We start from the raw sequence: 18,122 nt of genomic DNA, 5'->3' as shown, positions 1-18,122 counted from the left end.
GCTGGCCGCCGTTTCGCTGTCATCGCGCCGTTCGCGCGTTCAGATCTTTTAGATCTCGTAGTAGCCGATGAGGTCCTGTTCGGCGGCCGTGCGCTGCCGGATGCGGGCGGGCACGCCGGTGAGGACCGAGCTCCGGGGCGCGTCACGCGTCACGACGGCGTTTGCCCCGACCCTCGAGTCGTCGCCGACCGTGATGTTGCCAAGGAGCTTCGCCCCAGCTCCGATGAGTACTCGGCTGCCAACTGTCGGGTGGCGTTTCACTCGGTCGCCTGACGTTCCGCCGAGCGTGACCCCGTGGTAGATGAGCACGTCATCCCCGACGATCGCGGTCTCGCCGATGACGATCCCCATGCCGTGGTCGATGACGACCCTGCGGCCAATCTCCGCGCCAGGGTGGATCTCCACGCCGGTCGCGAAGCGATTGAACTGGGAGAGGGTGCGCGCGAGCAGCTTCGTGCCGGGACGCAGCCACAGGTGGTGGGCGATCCGGTGCAGCCACAGGGCGTGCAGCCCCGAGTAGTTGATGACGATTTCGGCCTTCGACCTGGCAGCGGGATCGTTCTTCCGCGTCGCCGCGATGTCTTCTCTGACGCGACGCCAAACGCCGACACCTTGAGGTGCCGGCGTTCGACGTTGTGTTGCTGTCGCCACTCGCTAGTCGCGCAGGTCGTCGAAGAGCACCGTCGAGAGGTAGCGCTCACCGGTGTCGCAGATGATGACGACGATGTTCTTGCCGGCGTTCTCGGGACGCTTCGCGACCTCGAGTGCCGCCCAGAGGTTCGCGCCGCTCGAGATGCCGCTGAAGATGCCCTCGGTCGAGGTCAGCGCGCGCGAGACGCGGATGCTGTCCTCGAGCGTTGCGTCGAGCACCTCGTCGATGACATCGCGGTCGAGTACGTCTGGGACGAAGTTCGCGCCGAGACCCTGGATCTTGTGCGGGCCTGCCTTGCCTTCCGTGAGGAGGGGGGAGTCCTTGGGCTCGACAGCAACGATCTTCACGTCGGGCTTGCGCTCCTTGAGCACCTGCCCGACACCTGAGATGGTGCCGCCCGTGCCGATGCCAGCGACGAAGATGTCGATGTCCCCGTCGGTGTCGGCCCAGATCTCCTCGGCCGTCGTCTCGCGGTGAATCTGCACGTTCGCTTCGTTCTCGAACTGCCTCGCAAGAATCGCGCCAGGCGTCTCCGCGACGATCTCCTTGGCGCGTGCAACTGCACCGCGCATGCCTTCAGGGCCTGGCGTCAGGACGAGCTCAGCGCCGAACGCCTTGAGCAGCTGGCGCCGCTCGACGGACATCGTCTCCGGCATCGCCAGGATGACGCGGTAGCCGCGCGAGGCGCCGAGCATCGCGAGGGCGATGCCCGTGTTGCCAGACGTACCCTCGACGATCGTGCCACCTGGCTGCAGCTCGCCACTCTGCTCAGCTGCCCGGATGATGCCAAGACCAAGGCGGTCCTTCACCGAGGAGCCGGGACCGAAGTACTCCAGCTTCGCGAAGATGTTTGCGCCTGTGTCGTTGATGCGACCGAGCTTGACGAGCGGGGTGCGGCCGACGACCTCAGTGATGTCGTTGTAGATCTTTCCAGTCACTTCGTGCCCTTCTGGGATGCTGTGTGAACTTCGTGGGTGTCGCTGGCAGCGTTCGCCCGCGTCAATCGTCCCAATGATCTCGCGCGCGGATGCTGTGCATGACGCTGCGAGTCAATGTGCGGGAGACTCTATCCATGATCTTGCACGTTGAAGCGCAGAGAAACCTGGTTCGCGAACAGCTGAAGGCCAGGGGAGTCGCGTCGGCCCACGTCGAGGCCGATCTGCTCCTCGCAGGTGTGCTCGGAATCTCACGGGGTGAAGTGCAGATGCGTTCGCTTCTCGGTCGGGAGGTCACCGAGCAGGAGGCGCTCGACGTCGCGTCGGCTACGGCGAGGCGTGCGCGCAGGGAGCCTCTGCAGCACGTGCTCGGTGTAGCGCCCTTCCTGGACATGGAGCTCGCAGTTGGACCCGGCGTCTTCGTACCGCGGCCAGAGACGGAGTCCCTCGTCACGGCGGCCGTTGAACTCATCGGCTCTGCCGTTGCCGGGCGGCAACTGGCGGGTGTTGACGTGGGCTCAGGGAGCGGGGCGGTTGCGCTGGGTGTCGCTCGGCGGCACGGGCACATCCGAATGACCGCGATCGAGGCCTCGAGCGCGGCGTGGCCCTGGCTGCGCGCCAACGTCGAGACCTACGGCGACGAAACAGTCACGCCGTACTTCGGGCAGGCGTCCCGCGCGTTCTCCGGCATGGCGGTTGGTGAGCTCGACCTCGTCGTGTCTAACCCGCCGTACGTGCCTTCGGAGAATCGTCCGGAGAGTCGCGAAGTCTGGCGGCACGACCCGGAGGTCGCGCTCTACTCCGGCGCAGACGGACTCGACTTCATCCGCGAGCTCGCGATCTGGGCCTCCGCCACGCTGCGCCCAGGCGGAGTGCTCATCGTGGAGCACGAAGACACGCAGGGAACCGAGATCCGGCAGGTCTTCACGGACGCCGGCTTCGCCGATGCGGCCACGGTGAAGGATCTCACCGGCAGAGACAGAATCACATCCGCGGTGCTGCCCGCGTCTGGCCGGGCCGGATACGGTCAGCCGACTATCATGTAACGAAGAATGGGACAGATCTACGCCACCACAGACTCACTCGACCTCCTGGCAGCGGTCCGTGCGGCACGCACGGCCATCGCGAGCGGCGAGGTCATCGTCATGCCGACCGACACGGTCTACGGCATAGCAGCCGACGCCTTCTCGGCATCGGCGGTCCAGCGTCTCCTCGACGCGAAGGGCCGCACGCGGGCAACCCCGCCTCCCGTCCTCGTCGCGAACCACGAGACCCTCGATGCGCTCGCCGAGAACGTTCACCCGCTTGCGCGCGAGCTGTTCGAACGCTTCGCTCCCGGGCCCCTCACCGTCATCCTTCAGGCGAGGGGATCACTGCAGTTGGACCTCGGCGAGACCAACGGAACCGTCGCGTTGCGCATCCCGGACAGTCGTCTCGCGCGCGAGCTGCTCAAGGAGACGGGGCCCCTCGCGGTCTCGAGTGCCAACAAGCACGGCGAGCCGGCCGCGACGACCGCAGAAGAGGCGCTTGAGGCGCTCGGCGAGGTTGTCGGCGTCTTCCTCGACGGCGGTCCTGCCGGGGGAGAGCCCTCCACGATCGTCGACGCGACACCGCTGACTCGAGGCGAACCAGCCCGTATCGTCCGTCAGGGCGCTCTGTCGCGGGAACTCATCGAAGAAGTGCTCGGCGACAAGCTCGCTGCCATCGACGCACCGGAGCCGGAGACGGTTGTGGAGCCGGCGGCGGGTGCCGAGGCCGAGACGCAGACGCCTACGCGGCCCGAATCCGCCGCAGAGACTGCTCCCGAACCAACCGACACCGAGGCCATCGGGGCCGCAGAGACAATCGGCGACCCAGAGGCCGGCGCCGAGACCCAGGGCGTGAGCGACGACGGCGCACAGCCGTCGCAGCGCCCGTCACCGGCGGAGCACGAGTCCTAGCGTGCGGATCTACCTCGCCCTCGTAGTAGGCACGGCGCTCGTCACGCTCCTGCTGGTCTACGGTGTCTGGCGACTCGCGATGCGGTACAAGTGGTACCCACCAGTCCGCGACCGGGACGTGCACACGACCCCCAAGCCCAGGCTCGGTGGCGTCGCCATGTTCGTCGGGATGTTGCTGGCGCTTGCCGCCGCCTCCCAGATTCCGTTCTTCTCGCTCGTGTTCGAGCAGCCGGGTCGAATCTGGGCCCTTGTCGGAGCGGCGTCCCTCATCGTTCTGATCGGCGTCATCGACGACTTCATCGACCTCGACTGGATGACGAAGCTGGCAGGCCAGATCCTCGCCGCCATCCTCCTCGCCTGGCAGGGGGTCGCGATCACGTCCCTCCCTATCGGTGGCATCACAGTAGGCTCCCAATGGATGTCGATCGCCATCACGGTGCTTGCGGTTGTGCTCGTCATGAACGCGGTCAACTTCATCGACGGTCTCGACGGCCTCGTGGCAGGGGTCGCGATCATCGCGAACGGCGTCTTCCTGGTCTACAGCTACGTGCTCAGCGAGTTCGCGGGCCAGACGGGGCGCTTCACGATGGGAGCGCTCCTCTCGGCCATCGTGATCGGCATCTGCCTCGGCTTCCTCGTGCTCAACTGGTACCCGTCCAAGATGTTCATGGGGGACGGGGGAGCGCTGCTCGTCGGACTCCTCATGGCGGCGAGTGCCGTCGCAGTCACTGGCGAGGTCGACCCCCAGACGATCAGCCGCACGGAACTTTGGCCCGCCTTCCTGCCGATGATCATCCCGTTCGCAGTACTGATCGTGCCGTTGCTCGATTTCTCGCTCGCCGTGTTCCGGCGGATGAGGGCGGGAAAGTCGCCGTTCACTGCCGACCGGAAGCACCTGCATCACCGCCTGCTCGATATGGGACACTCCCAGCGATGGGCCGTCGTCGTCTTCTACTCCTGGACAGCCGTCGTGTCGGTCGGGGCGCTCCTTGCCTTCGCGGCCGATCTGATCTCGATACCAATCGGCCTTGTCATCGGCTTCGTCGTCATCGGCTTCGTCGTCTGCACGCTTGTGACCATGGCGCCGCTCAGCCGGCGCAAGTCGCGAGAGCGTCAGGCGCAGAAAGCTCCGGGAGAGAACGCCCACGACGAGCTCGCCGACGCAAACGCCTCGCTGCTCAAGGCAGCACCAGAACCCGGAATGGACGCATGAACTCCTCTACGACCCCCACCTCCGTGCCGATCTTCAAGAGCATCCTGAAGTGGTCCGTCGTCGTCGCGATCGCCGTTGCCGTCGTCGGCGGTGCCGTCGGCTTCCTCGTGGTCGGCATCAACGGGCTCTGGAGCGCCCTCTTCGCCGCGGCTATCACGCTGCTCTTCACGGGAATCACGGTCGTCTCAGTGATCCTCGCGTCGCACCTCGACCAGATCTTCTTCATGGCCACGATTCTCGGCGCCTGGATCCTCAAGTTCATCGTCTTCTTGGGTGCGCTCTTCCTGATCAGGGACCTTCCGATCGTGCACCTCTTCACGCTCTGGCTGTGCCTCGTCGTCGCCGTCATCGCGACGGTGATCGTCGACGTCGTGTGCGTTGTGCGCGGTCGAATGGGCAACGTCAGCGACGTTCGCCTCCCCGGCGACGACAAATAGTAGAAAAGTTCGCTCAGGAGGCCTGAAGTGCACTCCTGCCTGGGGATTTCTTGATAGGCTGATCCAGGTGAGCCGAGAAGGTGTCCTTCTCGTGTGCTCACCCGCCCGAACTCATCGAAGCGCAGCAAAGACAGCTGCGCCCCGAGACAGGAGAGTGCTCTGTTCGCCTCAGCCCTGAACATGCCAGTTTTCATCGCTGCCGCGGAAGAGAAGACTTTCGAGCCGCCGAGCCTCGACCACGAGTTCTTTCTCCCCGGGATCCTGTTTGACGGAACACCCTTCGAGCTCAACCGCATCCTTCTGGTGCGTCTGCTGGCCGTCGCCGTCCTGATGTTCGTCTTCTGGCTTGCGCTCCGCAAGCCGAAGGTCGTCCCAGGCAAGGGGCAGTCTCTCGCAGAAATCGCCATCGGCTTCGTCAAGACTCAGATCGCCGACGGCATCCTCGGCGAGAAGCTCGGCCACAAGTACCTGCCGTTGCTCGTAACCCTCTTCTTCGGCATCTTCGCGATGAACATCACGGGCATCATCCCCGGACTCAACATCGCGGGAACCTCGCTCATCGGCATGCCGCTGGTCCTGGCCGTCGTCGCCTACGTCGCCTTCATCTGGGCAGGTTCGCGTGAGGTCGGCTTCGGCACGTTCGTCAAGAACGCACTGTTCCCGAGCGGTGTCCCGTGGCCCATGTACATCCTGCTCACGCCGATCGAATTCATCAACGTCTTCATCGTGCGCCCGGTGTCTCTCGCTCTTCGACTCTTCCTCAACATGATGGTCGGCCACTTGCTGCTCGTGCTGACCTTCAGCGCCACCAACTTCTTCGTCTTCACGATGGGTGGCCTCGATGCCGGCTTCGGCGTCGTAACGCTCCTCGGCGGCTTCGTCATGACGCTCGTCGAGATCCTCGCGGCGGTCCTCCAGGCCTTCGTGTTCACGCTCCTCACCGCGGTCTTCATCCAGCAGGCCGCTGCCAAGAGCCACTAAGACCCACCTGACTCACGCGAAGCAACCTGCTTCACCACCCATACGGAAGGAAACCCCTGTGGAAACCACCACACTCGCCGAGCTCTCCGGCAACATCGCAACCGTCGGCTACGGCCTCTCTGCAATCGGCCCCGGTATCGGTATCGGTATCGTCGCCGGCAAGACCGTCGAGGCCATGGCGCGTCAGCCCGAGATGGCTGGCCGCCTTCAGGTCACCATGTTCCTCGGTATCGCCTTCACCGAGCTGCTCGCCTTCATCGGCGTGGCAACGTTCTTCATCTTCCAGTAAGCGGGTTCGCATATGAGCACCTTCGCACTGTCGGCGATCACGTCGACTCTTGCAGCGGAGGAAGGCGGCAACGTCCTCTTCCCCGCCACGTATGACATCGTCTGGTCGGCGGTTGTCTTCGTTGTGCTCGCGCTCTTCTTCTGGAAATTCGCCATCCCGGCTCTGCGCAAGATCCTCGACGAGCGTGAAGCGCAGATCGAGGGCGGTATCCGCAAGGCGGAGATCGCTCAGGCCGAGGCCGCTGCCAAGCGCGACGAGAACGAGAAGCTTCTTGCCGCCGCGCGAACCGAAGCTGCGGAGATCCGCGAGCAGGCTCGTGTCGACGCAGATCAGATCAAGGTCCAGAAGAAGGCCGAGACGCAGGCTGAGCTCGACCGCATGACCGCTTCCGCAAAGGCACAGATCGAGGCGGAGCGCCAGACGGCGATCGTTTCGCTCCGCGCCGAAGTGGGCACGCTTGCCCTCGACCTCGCCTCCGGCGTCGTCGGGGAGAGCCTGCGCGAGGACAGCCGTTCGACGGCCTACGTCGACCGGTTCCTGAGTGAGCTCGACAATGACCAGAAGGCAGGAACGCACAGCTGATGGGAAGCGCGACCAGACACGCACTGGCAGCCCTCAAGAACAGCGTCGACGGCTGGGGCCAGGCAGAGCTACGGGACGCTGAGCAGGTGTTCGCTGCCGTCAACGCAGCGGGCGCCAACCAGCACCTCCTTGTAGCACTGTCGAACCCGGCCGCGGACGTCAGCGCCAGGCGCGAGCTCGCGGGGAGAGTCTTCGGCTCTCACCTGAGCCCGCGTGCGCTGCAGCTCCTTCAGGAAGCTGTCAGCCAGACCTGGTCGAGCAACCATGAGTTCGCACTCGGCCTGCAGGAACTCGCAGTCCGTGCCACCGCCCAGACCGCGGGCGAGCAGTCGGCAATCGCCGCTGAACTCACCACGGTCGCTGACACGATCAGCGCCAACCCGGAGCTCGAGCTCACGCTCGGGTCGCGTCTCGGGGACTCGGCTGTCAAGTCGCAGCTCGTCGAGCGCCTCTTCGCGGGCAAGATCAGCGCGCCTAGCCTGCTGATCCTCCGCGAGCTCGTAGGTAACCCGCTCGGTCGCCGCACTCGTCGCCTCCTCACCTGGGCAGGCGAAGTGGTTGCCGATCAGGCCGGCCGTTCGGTCGCAACGGTCACGGTGGCGAGTCCGCTCGCTCCCGAGCAGCTTGCGAAGCTCGAGGCGGGCCTGACGCGTCGCTTCAACCGACGCGTCTTCGTCACGACAGTCATCGACCCGAAGATCATCGGCGGTCTGCGCGTGCAGCTTGGCGATGACGTTATCGACGACAGTGTCGCCGCTCGACTCAACAACCTCCGCCTACAGCTCGCCTGAGCCTCACGCACTGAAACTCTCGGGGCGAGGCCCCGGACGACAAGGGAAGAACATGTCAGAACTCACAATCAATCCGGATGAGATCCGCGACGCGCTTCAGCAGTTCGCTTCCTCATACCGTCCGGAAGGCGCCACGGCGACCGAGGTCGGCACCGTGGTTGACGCCTCGGACGGCATCGCGCACGTCGAGGGTCTCCCTGGCGTCATGGCCAACGAACTCATCACCTTCGCTGATGGAACGCTCGGCCTCGCACAGAACCTCGACGAGAGCAGCATTGGCGTCATCGTCCTCGGCGAGTTCCAGGGCATCGTCGAGGGCATGGAAGTCCGCCGCACCGGCGAGGTCCTCTCCGTTCCCGTCGGCGAGGGCTACCTCGGCCGTGTCGTCGACCCGCTCGGCAACGCAATCGACGGACTCGGCGAGATCGCCACGTCCGGCCGACGCGCCCTCGAGCTCCAGGCGCCAGGCGTCATGGACCGCAAGTCGGTGCACGAGCCGCTCGAGACTGGCATCAAGGCGATCGACGCGATGATCCCCGTTGGCCGTGGCCAGCGCCAGCTCATCATCGGCGACCGCCAGACCGGCAAGACGGCGATCGCGATCGACGCGATCATCAACCAGAAGGCCAACTGGGAGTCCGGAGACGTCAACAAGCAGGTGCGCTGCATCTACGTTGCCGTCGGCCAGAAGGGCTCGACCATCGCCTCCGTCAAGGGCGCGCTGGAAGACGCAGGAGCCATGGAGTACACGACCATCGTCGCGTCTCCCGCCTCCGACCCCGCCGGCTTCAAGTACCTCGCTCCGTACACGGGCTCGGCCATCGGCCAGCAGTGGATGTACGAGGGTAAGCACGTCCTCATCGTCTTCGATGACCTGTCGAAGCAGGCTGAGGCCTACCGCGCCGTCTCGCTCCTCCTGCGCCGTCCGCCGGGCCGCGAGGCATACCCGGGAGACGTGTTCTACCTGCACTCCCGCCTCCTCGAGCGTTGCGCAAAGCTCTCCGACGCGATGGGAGCAGGCTCGATGACCGGTCTTCCGATCATCGAGACCAAGGCCAACGACGTCTCGGCGTACATCCCGACCAACGTGATCTCGATCACCGATGGCCAGATCTTCCTGCAGTCCGACCTCTTCAACGCCAACCAGCGTCCAGCGGTCGACGTCGGTATCTCCGTCTCGCGAGTCGGTGGCGACGCCCAGCAGAAGCACATCAAGAAGGTCTCGGGAACGCTCAAGCTCGAGCTGGCCCAGTACCGTTCGCAGCAGGCATTCGCGATGTTCGCGTCCGACCTCGACGCGACGACGCGCAAGCAGCTCGAACGTGGCGCACGCCTCACCGAGCTCCTCAAGCAGCCGCAGTACTCGCCGTACCCCGTCGAGCAGCAGGTCGTCGCGATCTGGGCCGGCACGAACGGCAAGCTGGACCTGGTCCCGGTCGACGAGATCCTGCGCTTCGAGCGCGAGCTTCTCGAGTACCTCGAGCGCAACACCGACGTCCTCGGCCGCCTCCGCGACAGCGGAAAGCTCGAAGACGACACGCTGAAGGCCATGGCCGACGGTGTCGACGCCTTCTCGAAGACGTACCTCAAGAACGACGGAACTCCGCTCGTCGCTAGCGCCGAACAGGTCGCCGCTGACGAGATCGAGCAGGAGAAGATCGTCAAGAAGCGCCGCTAGGCGCCCTCGACGACTTCGACGACGAGCACAGGAGAAGCATGGGAGCACAACTTCGGGTCTACCGGCAGAAGATCAAGTCTGCCCAGACGATGAAGAAGGTCACCCGCGCCATGGAGCTGATCGCCACTTCGCGCATCACCAAGGCGCGGAAACGCATGGCCGAGTCGAACCCGTACGCGCAGGCGATCACCGAGGCAGTCTCGGCTGTCGCCAGCTACACGGACATCGATCACATCCTCGTCACCGAGCGTGAAGAGGTCCGCCGTGTCGCGGTCGTCGTCTTCACGAGCGACCGAGGCCTCAACGGAGCCTTCTCATCGAGCGTTCTGCGCGAGGCCGAAGGCCTGACGAACTCGCTCGAGGCAGAGGGCAAGGAAGTTGTCCACTACCTCATCGGTCGCAAGGCGGTTGGCTACTTCGCCTTCCGCAAGCGTGCGAGCGAGAAGCAGTGGACGGGTTCCACCGACCTCCCGGTCTTCCAGACCGCGAAGGAGCTCGGCGAGGCACTGGTCGAACGGTTCACGATTCCGTTCGAGGAAGGCGGCGTAGAGGAAATCCACTACGTCTACAACCGGTTCCAGTCGATGGTCACGCAGACTCCGACCGTCGTCCGGCTCCTGCCGCTCGAGGTCGTTGAAAGCGACGACGTCGCCGAAGAGGCCCCGCTGCTCCCGCTGTACGAGTTCGAGCCGGATGCAGAGACGGTGCTCCACGCACTGCTTCCCGACTACATCCAGGCGCGCCTCTTCAACGCCATGCTGCACTCCGCCGCATCCGAGCACGCTGCCCGCCAGCGCGCCATGAGCGCGGCTTCCGACAACGCAGACACCCTGGTGCGCGACTACACCAGGCTCGCGAACAACGCGCGCCAGGCAGAGATCACGCAGCAGATTTCCGAGATCGTGGGCGGCGCGGACGCGCTCGCAACCGCATAACCGCGCGAACACGCAAGAAAAGGACAAGACATGACGACGCACATCGTCTCCGACAGGGAAGACACGAAGGCTCCGGCCGGTGTCGGCCGGATCGCCCGTGTCACGGGTCCCGTTGTCGACATCGAGTTCCCGCACGACGCCATCCCAGGCATCTACCACGCGCTCGAGACCGAGGTCACCCTCGGTGACCAGTCGCTCAAGCTCACGCTCGAGGTTGCACAGCACCTCGGCGACGACCTCGTTCGCGCCATCGCGCTCAAGCCCACCGACGGACTTGTCCGCGGCCAGGAAGTTCGCGACACCGGCGCACCGATCTCGGTGCCCGTCGGCGACGTCACCAAGGGCAAGGTCTTCAGCGTCACCGGTGAAGTGCTCAACGAGACCATGCTCACCGAGCCCTACGAGATCACCGAGCGCTGGCCCATCCACCGTGAGCCCCCGGCCTTCGACCAGCTCGAGTCGAAGACCGAGCTCTTCGAGACCGGTATCAAGAGCATCGACCTCCTCACCCCGTACGTTCAGGGTGGAAAGATCGGCCTCTTCGGTGGAGCCGGTGTCGGCAAGACGGTCCTCATCCAGGAGATGATTCAGCGAGTCGCTCAGGACCACGGTGGCGTCTCCGTGTTCGCCGGTGTCGGCGAGCGCACCCGTGAGGGCAACGACCTCATCTACGAAATGGAAGAGGCTGGGGTCTTCGACAAGACGGCCCTAGTGTTCGGCCAGATGGACGAGCCGCCAGGAACGCGACTTCGCGTTGCGCTCTCGGCCCTCACCATGGCTGAGTACTTCCGTGACGTGCAGAAGCAGGACGTGCTCCTCTTCATCGACAACATCTTCCGCTTCACGCAGGCCGGTTCCGAGGTCTCCACGCTGCTCGGCCGTATGCCGTCAGCCGTTGGATACCAGCCGAACCTCGCGGACGAGATGGGTGTGCTCCAGGAGCGCATCACGTCGACGCGCGGCCACTCGATCACGTCGCTCCAGGCCATCTACGTGCCTGCTGACGACTACACCGACCCGGCGCCCGCAACGACGTTCGCGCACCTCGATGCAACGACGGAGCTCTCCCGAGAGATCGCGTCGAAGGGCCTCTACCCGGCCATCGACCCGCTCACCTCGACGAGCCGCATCCTCGACCCGCGGTACCTGGGCGCAGACCACTACCGGGTCGCGACCGAGGTTAAGCAGATCCTCCAGAAGAACAAGGAACTGCAGGAGATCATCGCGATCCTCGGTGTCGACGAGCTCTCCGAGGAAGACAAGATCACCGTCTCCCGCGCTCGCCGCATCCAGCAGTTCCTCTCGCAGAACACCTACATGGCGAAGAAGTTCACAGGTGTCGAGGGTTCGACGGTTCCGCTCAAGGAGACCATCGAGTCGTTCGACGCCATCGCCAAGGGCGACTTCGACCACGTCGCCGAGCAGGCCTTCTTCAACGTCGGTGGAATCAACGATGTTGAAGAGAAGTGGGCTCAGATGCAGAAGGACAACGCATAGTCATGGCAGTCAAAGGCGAACTGACCGTCAAGGTCGTCGAAGCAACCAAGCTCGTCTGGGAAGGCAGCGCGACCATGGTCGTCGCTCGCACCTCAGAAGGCGAGATCGGAATCCTCTCCGGCCACGAGCCTGTGCTCGCGGCTCTGGGCTCCGGCCAGGTTCGCATCACGGCCGCTGACGGATCGAAGATCGTCGCCAACGCCGAGGGCGGCTTCCTCTCGGTGAACAGCGACGTCGTCACTGTCGTCGCTGGCGAGGCTGAACTCGTCTCCGGGGAGTGACCGAAGGTCTCCTGCTGCTGTTGCCGCCGTCCGAAACTAAACGGGACGGCGGCAACGCTGCGTTTACAGGTGAACTGGTCGAGAGCCCCGAAGCAGGCGGGCTCAGCTGGGCGGAGACGTTCACCGAGACTCGGGAGCTCGTCGCCGACCAGCTCTCTCACCTCTCGCACGATCAGGACACGGCACGCAAAGTGCTCAAGATCTCTGAGAAGCAGGCAGCGGTCGAGCTCGACAGGAACCGTAGCCTGCGCTCGGCGCCGCGCATGCCAGCACTGCTGCGCTACACGGGGGTGCTCTATGACGCGCTCGACGCGCCGACCCTCACGGCTCATCAGCTCAGCTGGGCTTCGCACCACGTGGCTGTTCACTCCGCGCTCTTCGGCCTTGTGGGTGGGGGAGAAGGCATCCCGGCCTACCGACTGTCCGCGGCATCGCGACTCGGCGGAGTAGCTGCGACCAACAGATGGGCACCCGTCACGCGAGAGGCTCTCGCTGCCCACAGGGGACTCGTCGTCGATCTTCGTTCGAAGGCGTACGCGGCGCTCGGTCCGGTTGAGGCCGCACCTCAGCACGTGTCCATCGACGTGGTCTCTCGCTCGCCGGATGGAACCCTGCGCTCGCTCAACCACTTCAACAAACGCGGCAAAGGCCTCTTCACGCGCGGCCTGATCTCCCTTGCCGCTGCGGAGCCCGAGCGCGCTGACGCGCTTCAGGGCGCTGATGACTTGGCGGCCTTCTGCCGAGATGCGGGCTGGGAGCTCGAGTCGACGAGCAGTGGATTGGCGCGGCTCATCGTTCCAGAAGGGGCTTGAGTAACGAGCCAACGTGGGGCGCTGAATGTGAAGCATTCGCCACGGGCAGGTCTCCCCATCGACAAAGTCGGCAAAACGCCGCTAATTTGTACAGTGTCTGCGAATACTCACTCACGTGCACTCCCCGCGCGCGACGCAAGCGCGCATTGAATATCAGAAAGTGACTCCTCCATGGAATTCATCCCTCACGGCGATCAAGCCGCGGCAGGATTCGGCGCCATAGGGATCCTCCTATGGCTCGTCTTGGTCCTCGGTGCTTATGCCCTGTCATCGTGGCTGATGTCGAAGGTGTTCACGAAGATGGGAATCGAGGCTTGGAAGGCCTGGGTACCGGTCTACAACTCGTGGACCTTCGTCGAGGCTGCCGGGTTCCCGGGATGGTGGGTGCTCGTGGGCTTCATCCCCGGCGTCAACATTGCCCTCGTCGTGCTCCTGGCCATCGCCGCGTACCGCGTCGGGCTCGGCTTCGGCAAGAGCGGTGTCTGGGTCCTGCTCTACATCTTCCTTCCCATCGTCTGGTTCGCGATCGTCGGGTTCGACAGCTCACGCTGGAACCCTGCGCTCATGAACCTCGGCGGTCAGCAGTACGGTCAGCCCCAGGGCGCGGTCGGCTACCAGCAGGGTGCACCGGCTCAGGCCTACGGGCAGGCGCCCGTTCAGCAGGGCTACGGTCAGTCCCCTGCGCAGTACGGTCAGGCTCCCGCGCAGCAGGGGTACGGTCAGGCTCCCACGCAGGGCTACGGACAGCCGCCGGCCCAGCAGCCATACGGCCAGGCACCCGCGCAGCCCTCCGGCCAGCAGGCTCCGGCCCAGCAGGCGTACGGGCAGGCTCCTGTCCAGCAGCCACCGCTCGGGCAGGCACCCGAGAACCAGCAGCCCTACGGTCAGCAGACGCCTCCTCAGCAGTAATGTCTGAGCGCTGATACCCGAGCAGGCAGGTATCGAACACGGTCCGCGGAGTCAATCCGCGGGCCGTGTTTCTGCGTTCACTCTGTTGTCACAGCGCTGTCTGTGCGCGGCTGTCCACAGCGGAACACCTCGTGGCGAAGCTTGATTGTCCATCGGCCTAGCTTCTGGGCATGGAACAGATTCGACTCAGCACCCCAAAACAGATCCTCGACGCCGTGCCACGCCTCCTGGGCTATTCGCCCGTTGGCTCGCTTGTGGCCATCCCGCTCAGCGGAAAGCGGGGTGGGGTGGTTCTCCGATTCGATCTGCCGGTGGTACCGGGGCGGCCTCCGGTCCGAGGCGCGTACGCCAACGCTGTAGTCGGACACCTGGCGCATCTGAACAGCATCGAGCGTGTTGTTTTCGTGCTGAGCCCCGACCTGCCATTCGGCGTTGGGCCGAGGCCACCGTTCTCCTGGCTTGCGGAAGAGCTCGTGGCTGCGTCGGACAGGGCAGGAATCGAGGTTGTGCTCTGCATCTGCCGGGCCTCGGATGCCTGGGGCGTCTACGGTTGCGACGATCCTGACTGCTGCGACATCGGCCCACGGGGACTCGGAACTCAGCAGAGCTGGCTGGATGCCGCCCCGAAGCCCGTCGACGACTCTGCCGTCGCTCCTGCCTCGAGAAGCAGAAGGCTTGCCTTCGCCGAGGCCGACGAGCGCCACTGGCAGCTGCACGACGGAGAGGAAGACCTGACGTCGATGCGTCGAGGCTGGCTGACGTCATTCGCCCCCGCGAGCCTCTCTGCTGGCCCAGATGACGCGAGGCTCGCGCAGCTCCTCTGCATGCTCCGGGGCCGTCACACGTCTGAGCTCCTGCTCGTGACCATCGCTTTCGGCGCGAGTGATGGACTGCTCTCGCTGGCCCAGGTCTGGGGCACCGTCATCGGCGAGAGCGAACAGCCCCGACTGCCGGCGTTCTCGCGCAAGCGCGTCCGCGGTGCGGTCAGGGTGCTGCGAGAGCTGGCCGCGCTTGTCGATCTCGACGACGAGTCTGGGCTCCTCGCGGGCCTCAGCTGGCTCGAGTGGGCCTCCGGGCGCTCGAGCGCCGCCGCGTCCTTCGCGCAGAGCGCGCTGTCGGTCAGACCGGATGACTCCCTGGCGTCGAGCGTCGCCTGGCTTGTCGAGCGGAACGTCGTGGCTCCGTGGCTCTCGGTCGTCGAGGAGTGGAATGAGGAAACCGAATCCGCGTCCGCTCTCAGGCGTGACAGCTGAGTCATCCGCCGGGCCGGGGTCTGCATCACTCCGTTTCGAGCTGAACGATGGGGAGCTGCACCTCCCCGCGCCACTCGCCGAACCTCGAGCTGTGCCGTTCCCGGTTGTCATGGCCGTGGCCCCGGTTGTCGTATCCATCGCGCTGTGGCTGCTGCTCGGGTCTCCCGCGATGCTCGCCTTTGCGGTACTCGGTCCGGCTCTGGCTGTTGCCAATTACGTTGAGGCGCGCCGTCAAGTGCGTGCAGAGCAGGCGAGGGCGCTGGCATCGTTCGACCGGGAGCTGCACACCTGCGTGCGTCAGGCAGCTCAGCTCGCCAGGGAGGACCTGGTCGCCCTCCACCGCTCCGCGCCGGGCGCGCGGGCGCTCGTGGCTGGCGAGCGTGAACTGTCCGCCGTCTCGGTCAGCCTTGGGTTCGGCTCGGTGAGGGCGCGCATCCAGGTCAGGGGAGAGCTGAGAGATCTGCCCCCGTCTGCCCGACGAGAACTCGAAAACCACTTCACGCACCGAGAAGCCCCCGTCCTGCCGGACGCCGCAAGAGTCGCCGTCAGTGGCCCACATCAGCTCGTCCTGGCGGCGGGGCGTGCGTTGCTCCTGCAGGGCCATGGATCAGCTCCGGTGCCCGGCATAGCCCGAGGAGAGCTAGCGTCGCTCCTAGCTCGCGAGCTTGCCGTTCTTGGCATGCCGTGGAGCTGGATCGATGCCGCGTCCGGGTCCGAGACTGGACCGCGGGAGCTCCTCCTCGACCTCAGGGGAGCCGGCGCCCCGGTGAGCCGGGCGGAGAGCTCGGCGCTGCCCGCTCCCGTGGTGCGCCTACAACTCGAGGACACCTCGAGCGCGCGAGTCGAGCTCAGCGGCGGGCAGCGGCTGACGCTGCGTCCTGCTTTCGTCACGGCAGAGGAGATGCGCGCCTGCAGTCTTGCCTGGCTCGACGCCGCTGGCACGAGCCCTCCCAGTGACACGACGCACGGGCAGTCTTTGTTCGATGGGGCAACCGTGCAAGCGGAGGCCGCCGTGGGGCAAGCGGCCCGAGGACCATCGTCGCTGCATGCGGTGCTCGGCACCAGCGGCGGAGCACCGTTCGGTATCGATCTCGTTCGCGCCGGTCCGCACGCAGTCATCGGTGGCACGACAGGATCCGGCAAGAGCGAGCTGCTCATGACCTGGGTGCTCGCGATGACGGAAGCAAGGTCTACTCGTGAGGTCCAGATTCTCTGCTTCGATTTCAAGGGCGGGGCCACGTTCGACCCGATAGCCTCGCTTCCACACTGTGTGGGGATCGTCACGGACCTGGACGCGAGCGAAGCGCGCCGGGCAGCGATCAGCCTCGGCGCAGAAGTGCGCGAGCGCGAGCTCGCCCTTCGTGCTGCTGGCGTGGCGGACATCGGCCAACTGCCCGGCCTCCCGCGACTTGTCATCCTCGTGGACGAGTACCAGGCGCTCGTCGACGCCGGAGCGGACTTGCAGGAACTCTTCGCGGATATCTCGGCGAGGGGGAGAAGCCTTGGGATGCACCTTGTCCTCTGCGCCCAGCAACCCGCGGTCGCCGTTCGAGGCGCGACGCTCGCGAACTGCGGCGTCCGCGTGTGCCTTCGAGTGATCTCGGACGCCGATAGCACCGCGTTGCTCGGCAGCGCATCCGCCGCCCGCCTGCCCGCCGCTTCACCGGGGCGCGCCCTTGTCGCTGCCGGTGATCGGATCACGGAGGTTCAGGTCGAACAGCGCGAGCGCCGAACGATCGCCCGACTCACTGAGGCGGCGGTGGAGCGGGAAGCGCACCTCGGTTACGCCTCCCCAGGTCGCCCCTGGCTCCCGGCACTTCCCCCGCAGATCAAGCTGGCTGAGCTTGCCTCGGACGGGACCGGGGTCGCGTTCGGTGTACTCGACGACACGCTTGCCAGGCGGCAGTCGCCCGCGCGGCTGGACACAGCGTTGGGCGCGTTGGTGGTGATCGGCGGCCCACGCACGGGCAAGTCCGCCTGCCTCGCGGTGCTTGTCGAGGCTGCACGAGCAGCGGTCAGCCTCGTGGCCCGCCGTGTTGTTGTTCTCGACTCAGACGTCGAGTCGGCCTGGGACCAGCTGTTCGCGGACGACCTCACAGCACAGCCGGGGCTTCTGGTCATCGACGACATCGATGTGCTCCTCGCCGGCATCGAGGAGCCACATCGAACTGCGGTGGTCGAGAAGCTCGAGCGACTCGTCAGGCACTCTGCCTCGGCTTCACCTGCGCTGGTCTTCTCCCTGAGTCGGGTGACGGGAGGGACCGCGCCTCTTGTCTCCGCCACTGCCCAGACGCTGCGTCTTGTCGGGGGAGACCGAGCCGGCTTTGTCATGGCCGGAGGCGAGGCACGTGATCACCGTGCCGACGCTCCGCCAGGGCGGGCAGTCTGGCGTGGACTCGAGTGTCAGGTGGCTCGAGCGACCGAGGAGCTCCGCCGGATGGGCTCGGGGCTTGTCGCTTTCCCGGACCTGCCCGCGCCTTCCCCTGCCGATGACCGGAACGAGCTCGGGAACGAGCTGTTGGTCGTCGCGCGGCAGCGGGCTGCCCTCCGGCGTGTCCTGGAGGGGCGGGGCTTCGAGTGCATCGAACTCGCGGACTGGCGTGCCGAGGGCTCGAGCCTGTCCGGCGTGCGAGCCGGCGAGAAGCCGCATTCGGCCCGCCCGAGAGCTGTCATCGGTGATCCGGAGGGGTGGCAGTCGCAGTTCGGGGCCCTTTCGAGGCTCTCCACGGAACATCACGTCCTGCTGTCTGGCGTGACTCCGGGCGAGCATCGCGCGTTCTTCAGGGGCGACCCCTTGCCGCCGCTCACGACCGACTCGTCCCGCAGCGCGGTCCTGCGCGACACCGAGGGCAGGATGGTCCGCATCCGTTGGTCTGATCCTGAACCGGGAACGCCTGAGCCGGGAACGCCTGAATCCGGGACCGTCTGAGGCGGGCT

The 18,122-nt window shown here is 65.6% G+C and carries 18 protein-coding genes; 16 read left to right on the top strand and 2 right to left on the bottom strand.

The features are described from left to right. Positions 1-48 precede the first annotated feature (48 nt). Both cysE and cysK read right to left on the bottom strand, forming a co-directional pair. A complete protein-coding gene (gene cysE, locus FHX72_RS04990) occupies positions 49-651 on the bottom strand; it encodes a serine O-acetyltransferase (RefSeq protein ID WP_183623354.1) in 603 nt (200 codons plus the stop codon). 3 nt (positions 652-654) lie between these two features. Then, positions 655-1,590, bottom strand: coding sequence for a cysteine synthase A (gene cysK / locus FHX72_RS04985; protein ID WP_068480183.1), 936 nt, complete (start codon positions 1,588-1,590; stop codon positions 655-657). Between the two features lie 134 nt (positions 1,591-1,724). On the opposite strand from cysK, the gene prmC reads away from it, so the two are divergent. The 16 genes from prmC (at position 1,725) to FHX72_RS04905 (ending at position 18,114) form a co-directional block, all read left to right on the top strand. Then, positions 1,725-2,633 (top strand): peptide chain release factor N(5)-glutamine methyltransferase, encoded by a 909-nt coding sequence (gene prmC / locus FHX72_RS04980; protein WP_068480186.1) that lies wholly within the window; start codon positions 1,725-1,727, stop codon positions 2,631-2,633. A gap of 6 nt (positions 2,634-2,639) precedes the next feature. After that, entirely contained in the window at positions 2,640-3,527 is an 888-nt protein-coding gene (locus FHX72_RS04975; RefSeq protein WP_183623352.1) for an L-threonylcarbamoyladenylate synthase, read from the top strand. Between the two features lies 1 nt (position 3,528). Further along, the gene (locus FHX72_RS04970) at positions 3,529-4,740 is read left to right on the top strand and encodes an MraY family glycosyltransferase (RefSeq protein ID WP_068480191.1); all 1,212 of its coding nucleotides are present in this window, start codon (positions 3,529-3,531) and stop codon (positions 4,738-4,740) included. Beyond that, the gene (locus FHX72_RS04965) at positions 4,737-5,177 is read left to right on the top strand and encodes a Cg1360 family ATP-synthase-associated protein (RefSeq protein WP_068480195.1); all 441 of its coding nucleotides are present in this window, start codon (positions 4,737-4,739) and stop codon (positions 5,175-5,177) included. Before FHX72_RS04970 ends, FHX72_RS04965 begins: the two co-directional genes overlap by 4 nt. Positions 5,178-5,357: 180 nt before the next feature. Continuing rightward, entirely contained in the window at positions 5,358-6,158 is an 801-nt protein-coding gene (gene atpB / locus FHX72_RS04960; protein WP_183623350.1) for a F0F1 ATP synthase subunit A, read from the top strand. 58 nt (positions 6,159-6,216) lie between these two features. Beyond that, positions 6,217-6,447, top strand: coding sequence for an ATP synthase F0 subunit C (gene atpE, locus FHX72_RS04955; protein ID WP_068480198.1), 231 nt, complete (start codon positions 6,217-6,219; stop codon positions 6,445-6,447). Between the two features lie 12 nt (positions 6,448-6,459). Continuing rightward, a complete protein-coding gene (locus FHX72_RS04950; RefSeq protein WP_068480201.1) occupies positions 6,460-7,029 on the top strand; it encodes a F0F1 ATP synthase subunit B in 570 nt (189 codons plus the stop codon). After that, positions 7,029-7,820 (top strand): F0F1 ATP synthase subunit delta, encoded by a 792-nt coding sequence (locus FHX72_RS04945; protein ID WP_183623348.1) that lies wholly within the window; start codon positions 7,029-7,031, stop codon positions 7,818-7,820. The genes FHX72_RS04950 and FHX72_RS04945 overlap by 1 nt, the downstream gene beginning before the upstream one ends. Before the next feature lie 52 nt (positions 7,821-7,872). Further along, positions 7,873-9,498: a F0F1 ATP synthase subunit alpha gene (gene atpA / locus FHX72_RS04940; protein WP_068480207.1), complete on the top strand. Its 1,626-nt coding sequence runs from the start codon at positions 7,873-7,875 to the stop codon at positions 9,496-9,498. A 38-nt stretch (positions 9,499-9,536) separates the two neighbouring features. Further along, the gene (locus FHX72_RS04935) at positions 9,537-10,433 is read left to right on the top strand and encodes a F0F1 ATP synthase subunit gamma (protein WP_068480210.1); all 897 of its coding nucleotides are present in this window, start codon (positions 9,537-9,539) and stop codon (positions 10,431-10,433) included. Between the two features lie 30 nt (positions 10,434-10,463). Continuing rightward, positions 10,464-11,930 carry a F0F1 ATP synthase subunit beta gene (gene atpD / locus FHX72_RS04930; RefSeq protein ID WP_068480213.1) on the top strand — a complete coding sequence of 489 codons (1,467 nt, stop codon included), beginning with the start codon at positions 10,464-10,466 and terminating at the stop codon, positions 11,928-11,930. Positions 11,931-11,932: 2 nt separating this feature from the next. Then, positions 11,933-12,211 carry a F0F1 ATP synthase subunit epsilon gene (locus FHX72_RS04925; RefSeq protein ID WP_183623346.1) on the top strand — a complete coding sequence of 93 codons (279 nt, stop codon included), beginning with the start codon at positions 11,933-11,935 and terminating at the stop codon, positions 12,209-12,211. Further along, positions 12,208-13,023, top strand: a complete 816-nt coding sequence (locus tag FHX72_RS04920) for a YaaA family protein (protein ID WP_068480219.1) — start codon at positions 12,208-12,210, stop codon at positions 13,021-13,023. The genes FHX72_RS04925 and FHX72_RS04920 overlap by 4 nt, the downstream gene beginning before the upstream one ends. 171 nt (positions 13,024-13,194) lie before the next feature. Beyond that, a complete protein-coding gene (locus FHX72_RS18530) occupies positions 13,195-13,932 on the top strand; it encodes a DUF5684 domain-containing protein (protein WP_221186710.1) in 738 nt (245 codons plus the stop codon). A gap of 170 nt (positions 13,933-14,102) precedes the next feature. Next, complete coding sequence (locus tag FHX72_RS04910) at positions 14,103-15,185, top strand: DUF4192 family protein (RefSeq protein WP_068480225.1); 1,083 nt, start codon at positions 14,103-14,105, stop codon at positions 15,183-15,185. Beyond that, positions 15,175-18,114, top strand: a complete 2,940-nt coding sequence (locus tag FHX72_RS04905) for an FtsK/SpoIIIE domain-containing protein (protein ID WP_183623343.1) — start codon at positions 15,175-15,177, stop codon at positions 18,112-18,114. Before FHX72_RS04910 ends, FHX72_RS04905 begins: the two co-directional genes overlap by 11 nt. Positions 18,115-18,122: the final 8 nt, after the last annotated feature.

The sequence above is a fragment of the Pseudoclavibacter helvolus genome, assembly GCF_014191305.1.
GTDB lineage: Bacteria > Actinomycetota > Actinomycetes > Actinomycetales > Microbacteriaceae > Pseudoclavibacter > Pseudoclavibacter helvolus.
The sequence above is the reverse complement of the archived record's forward strand: the minus strand, read 5'-3'. Positions and strand labels throughout refer to the sequence as shown.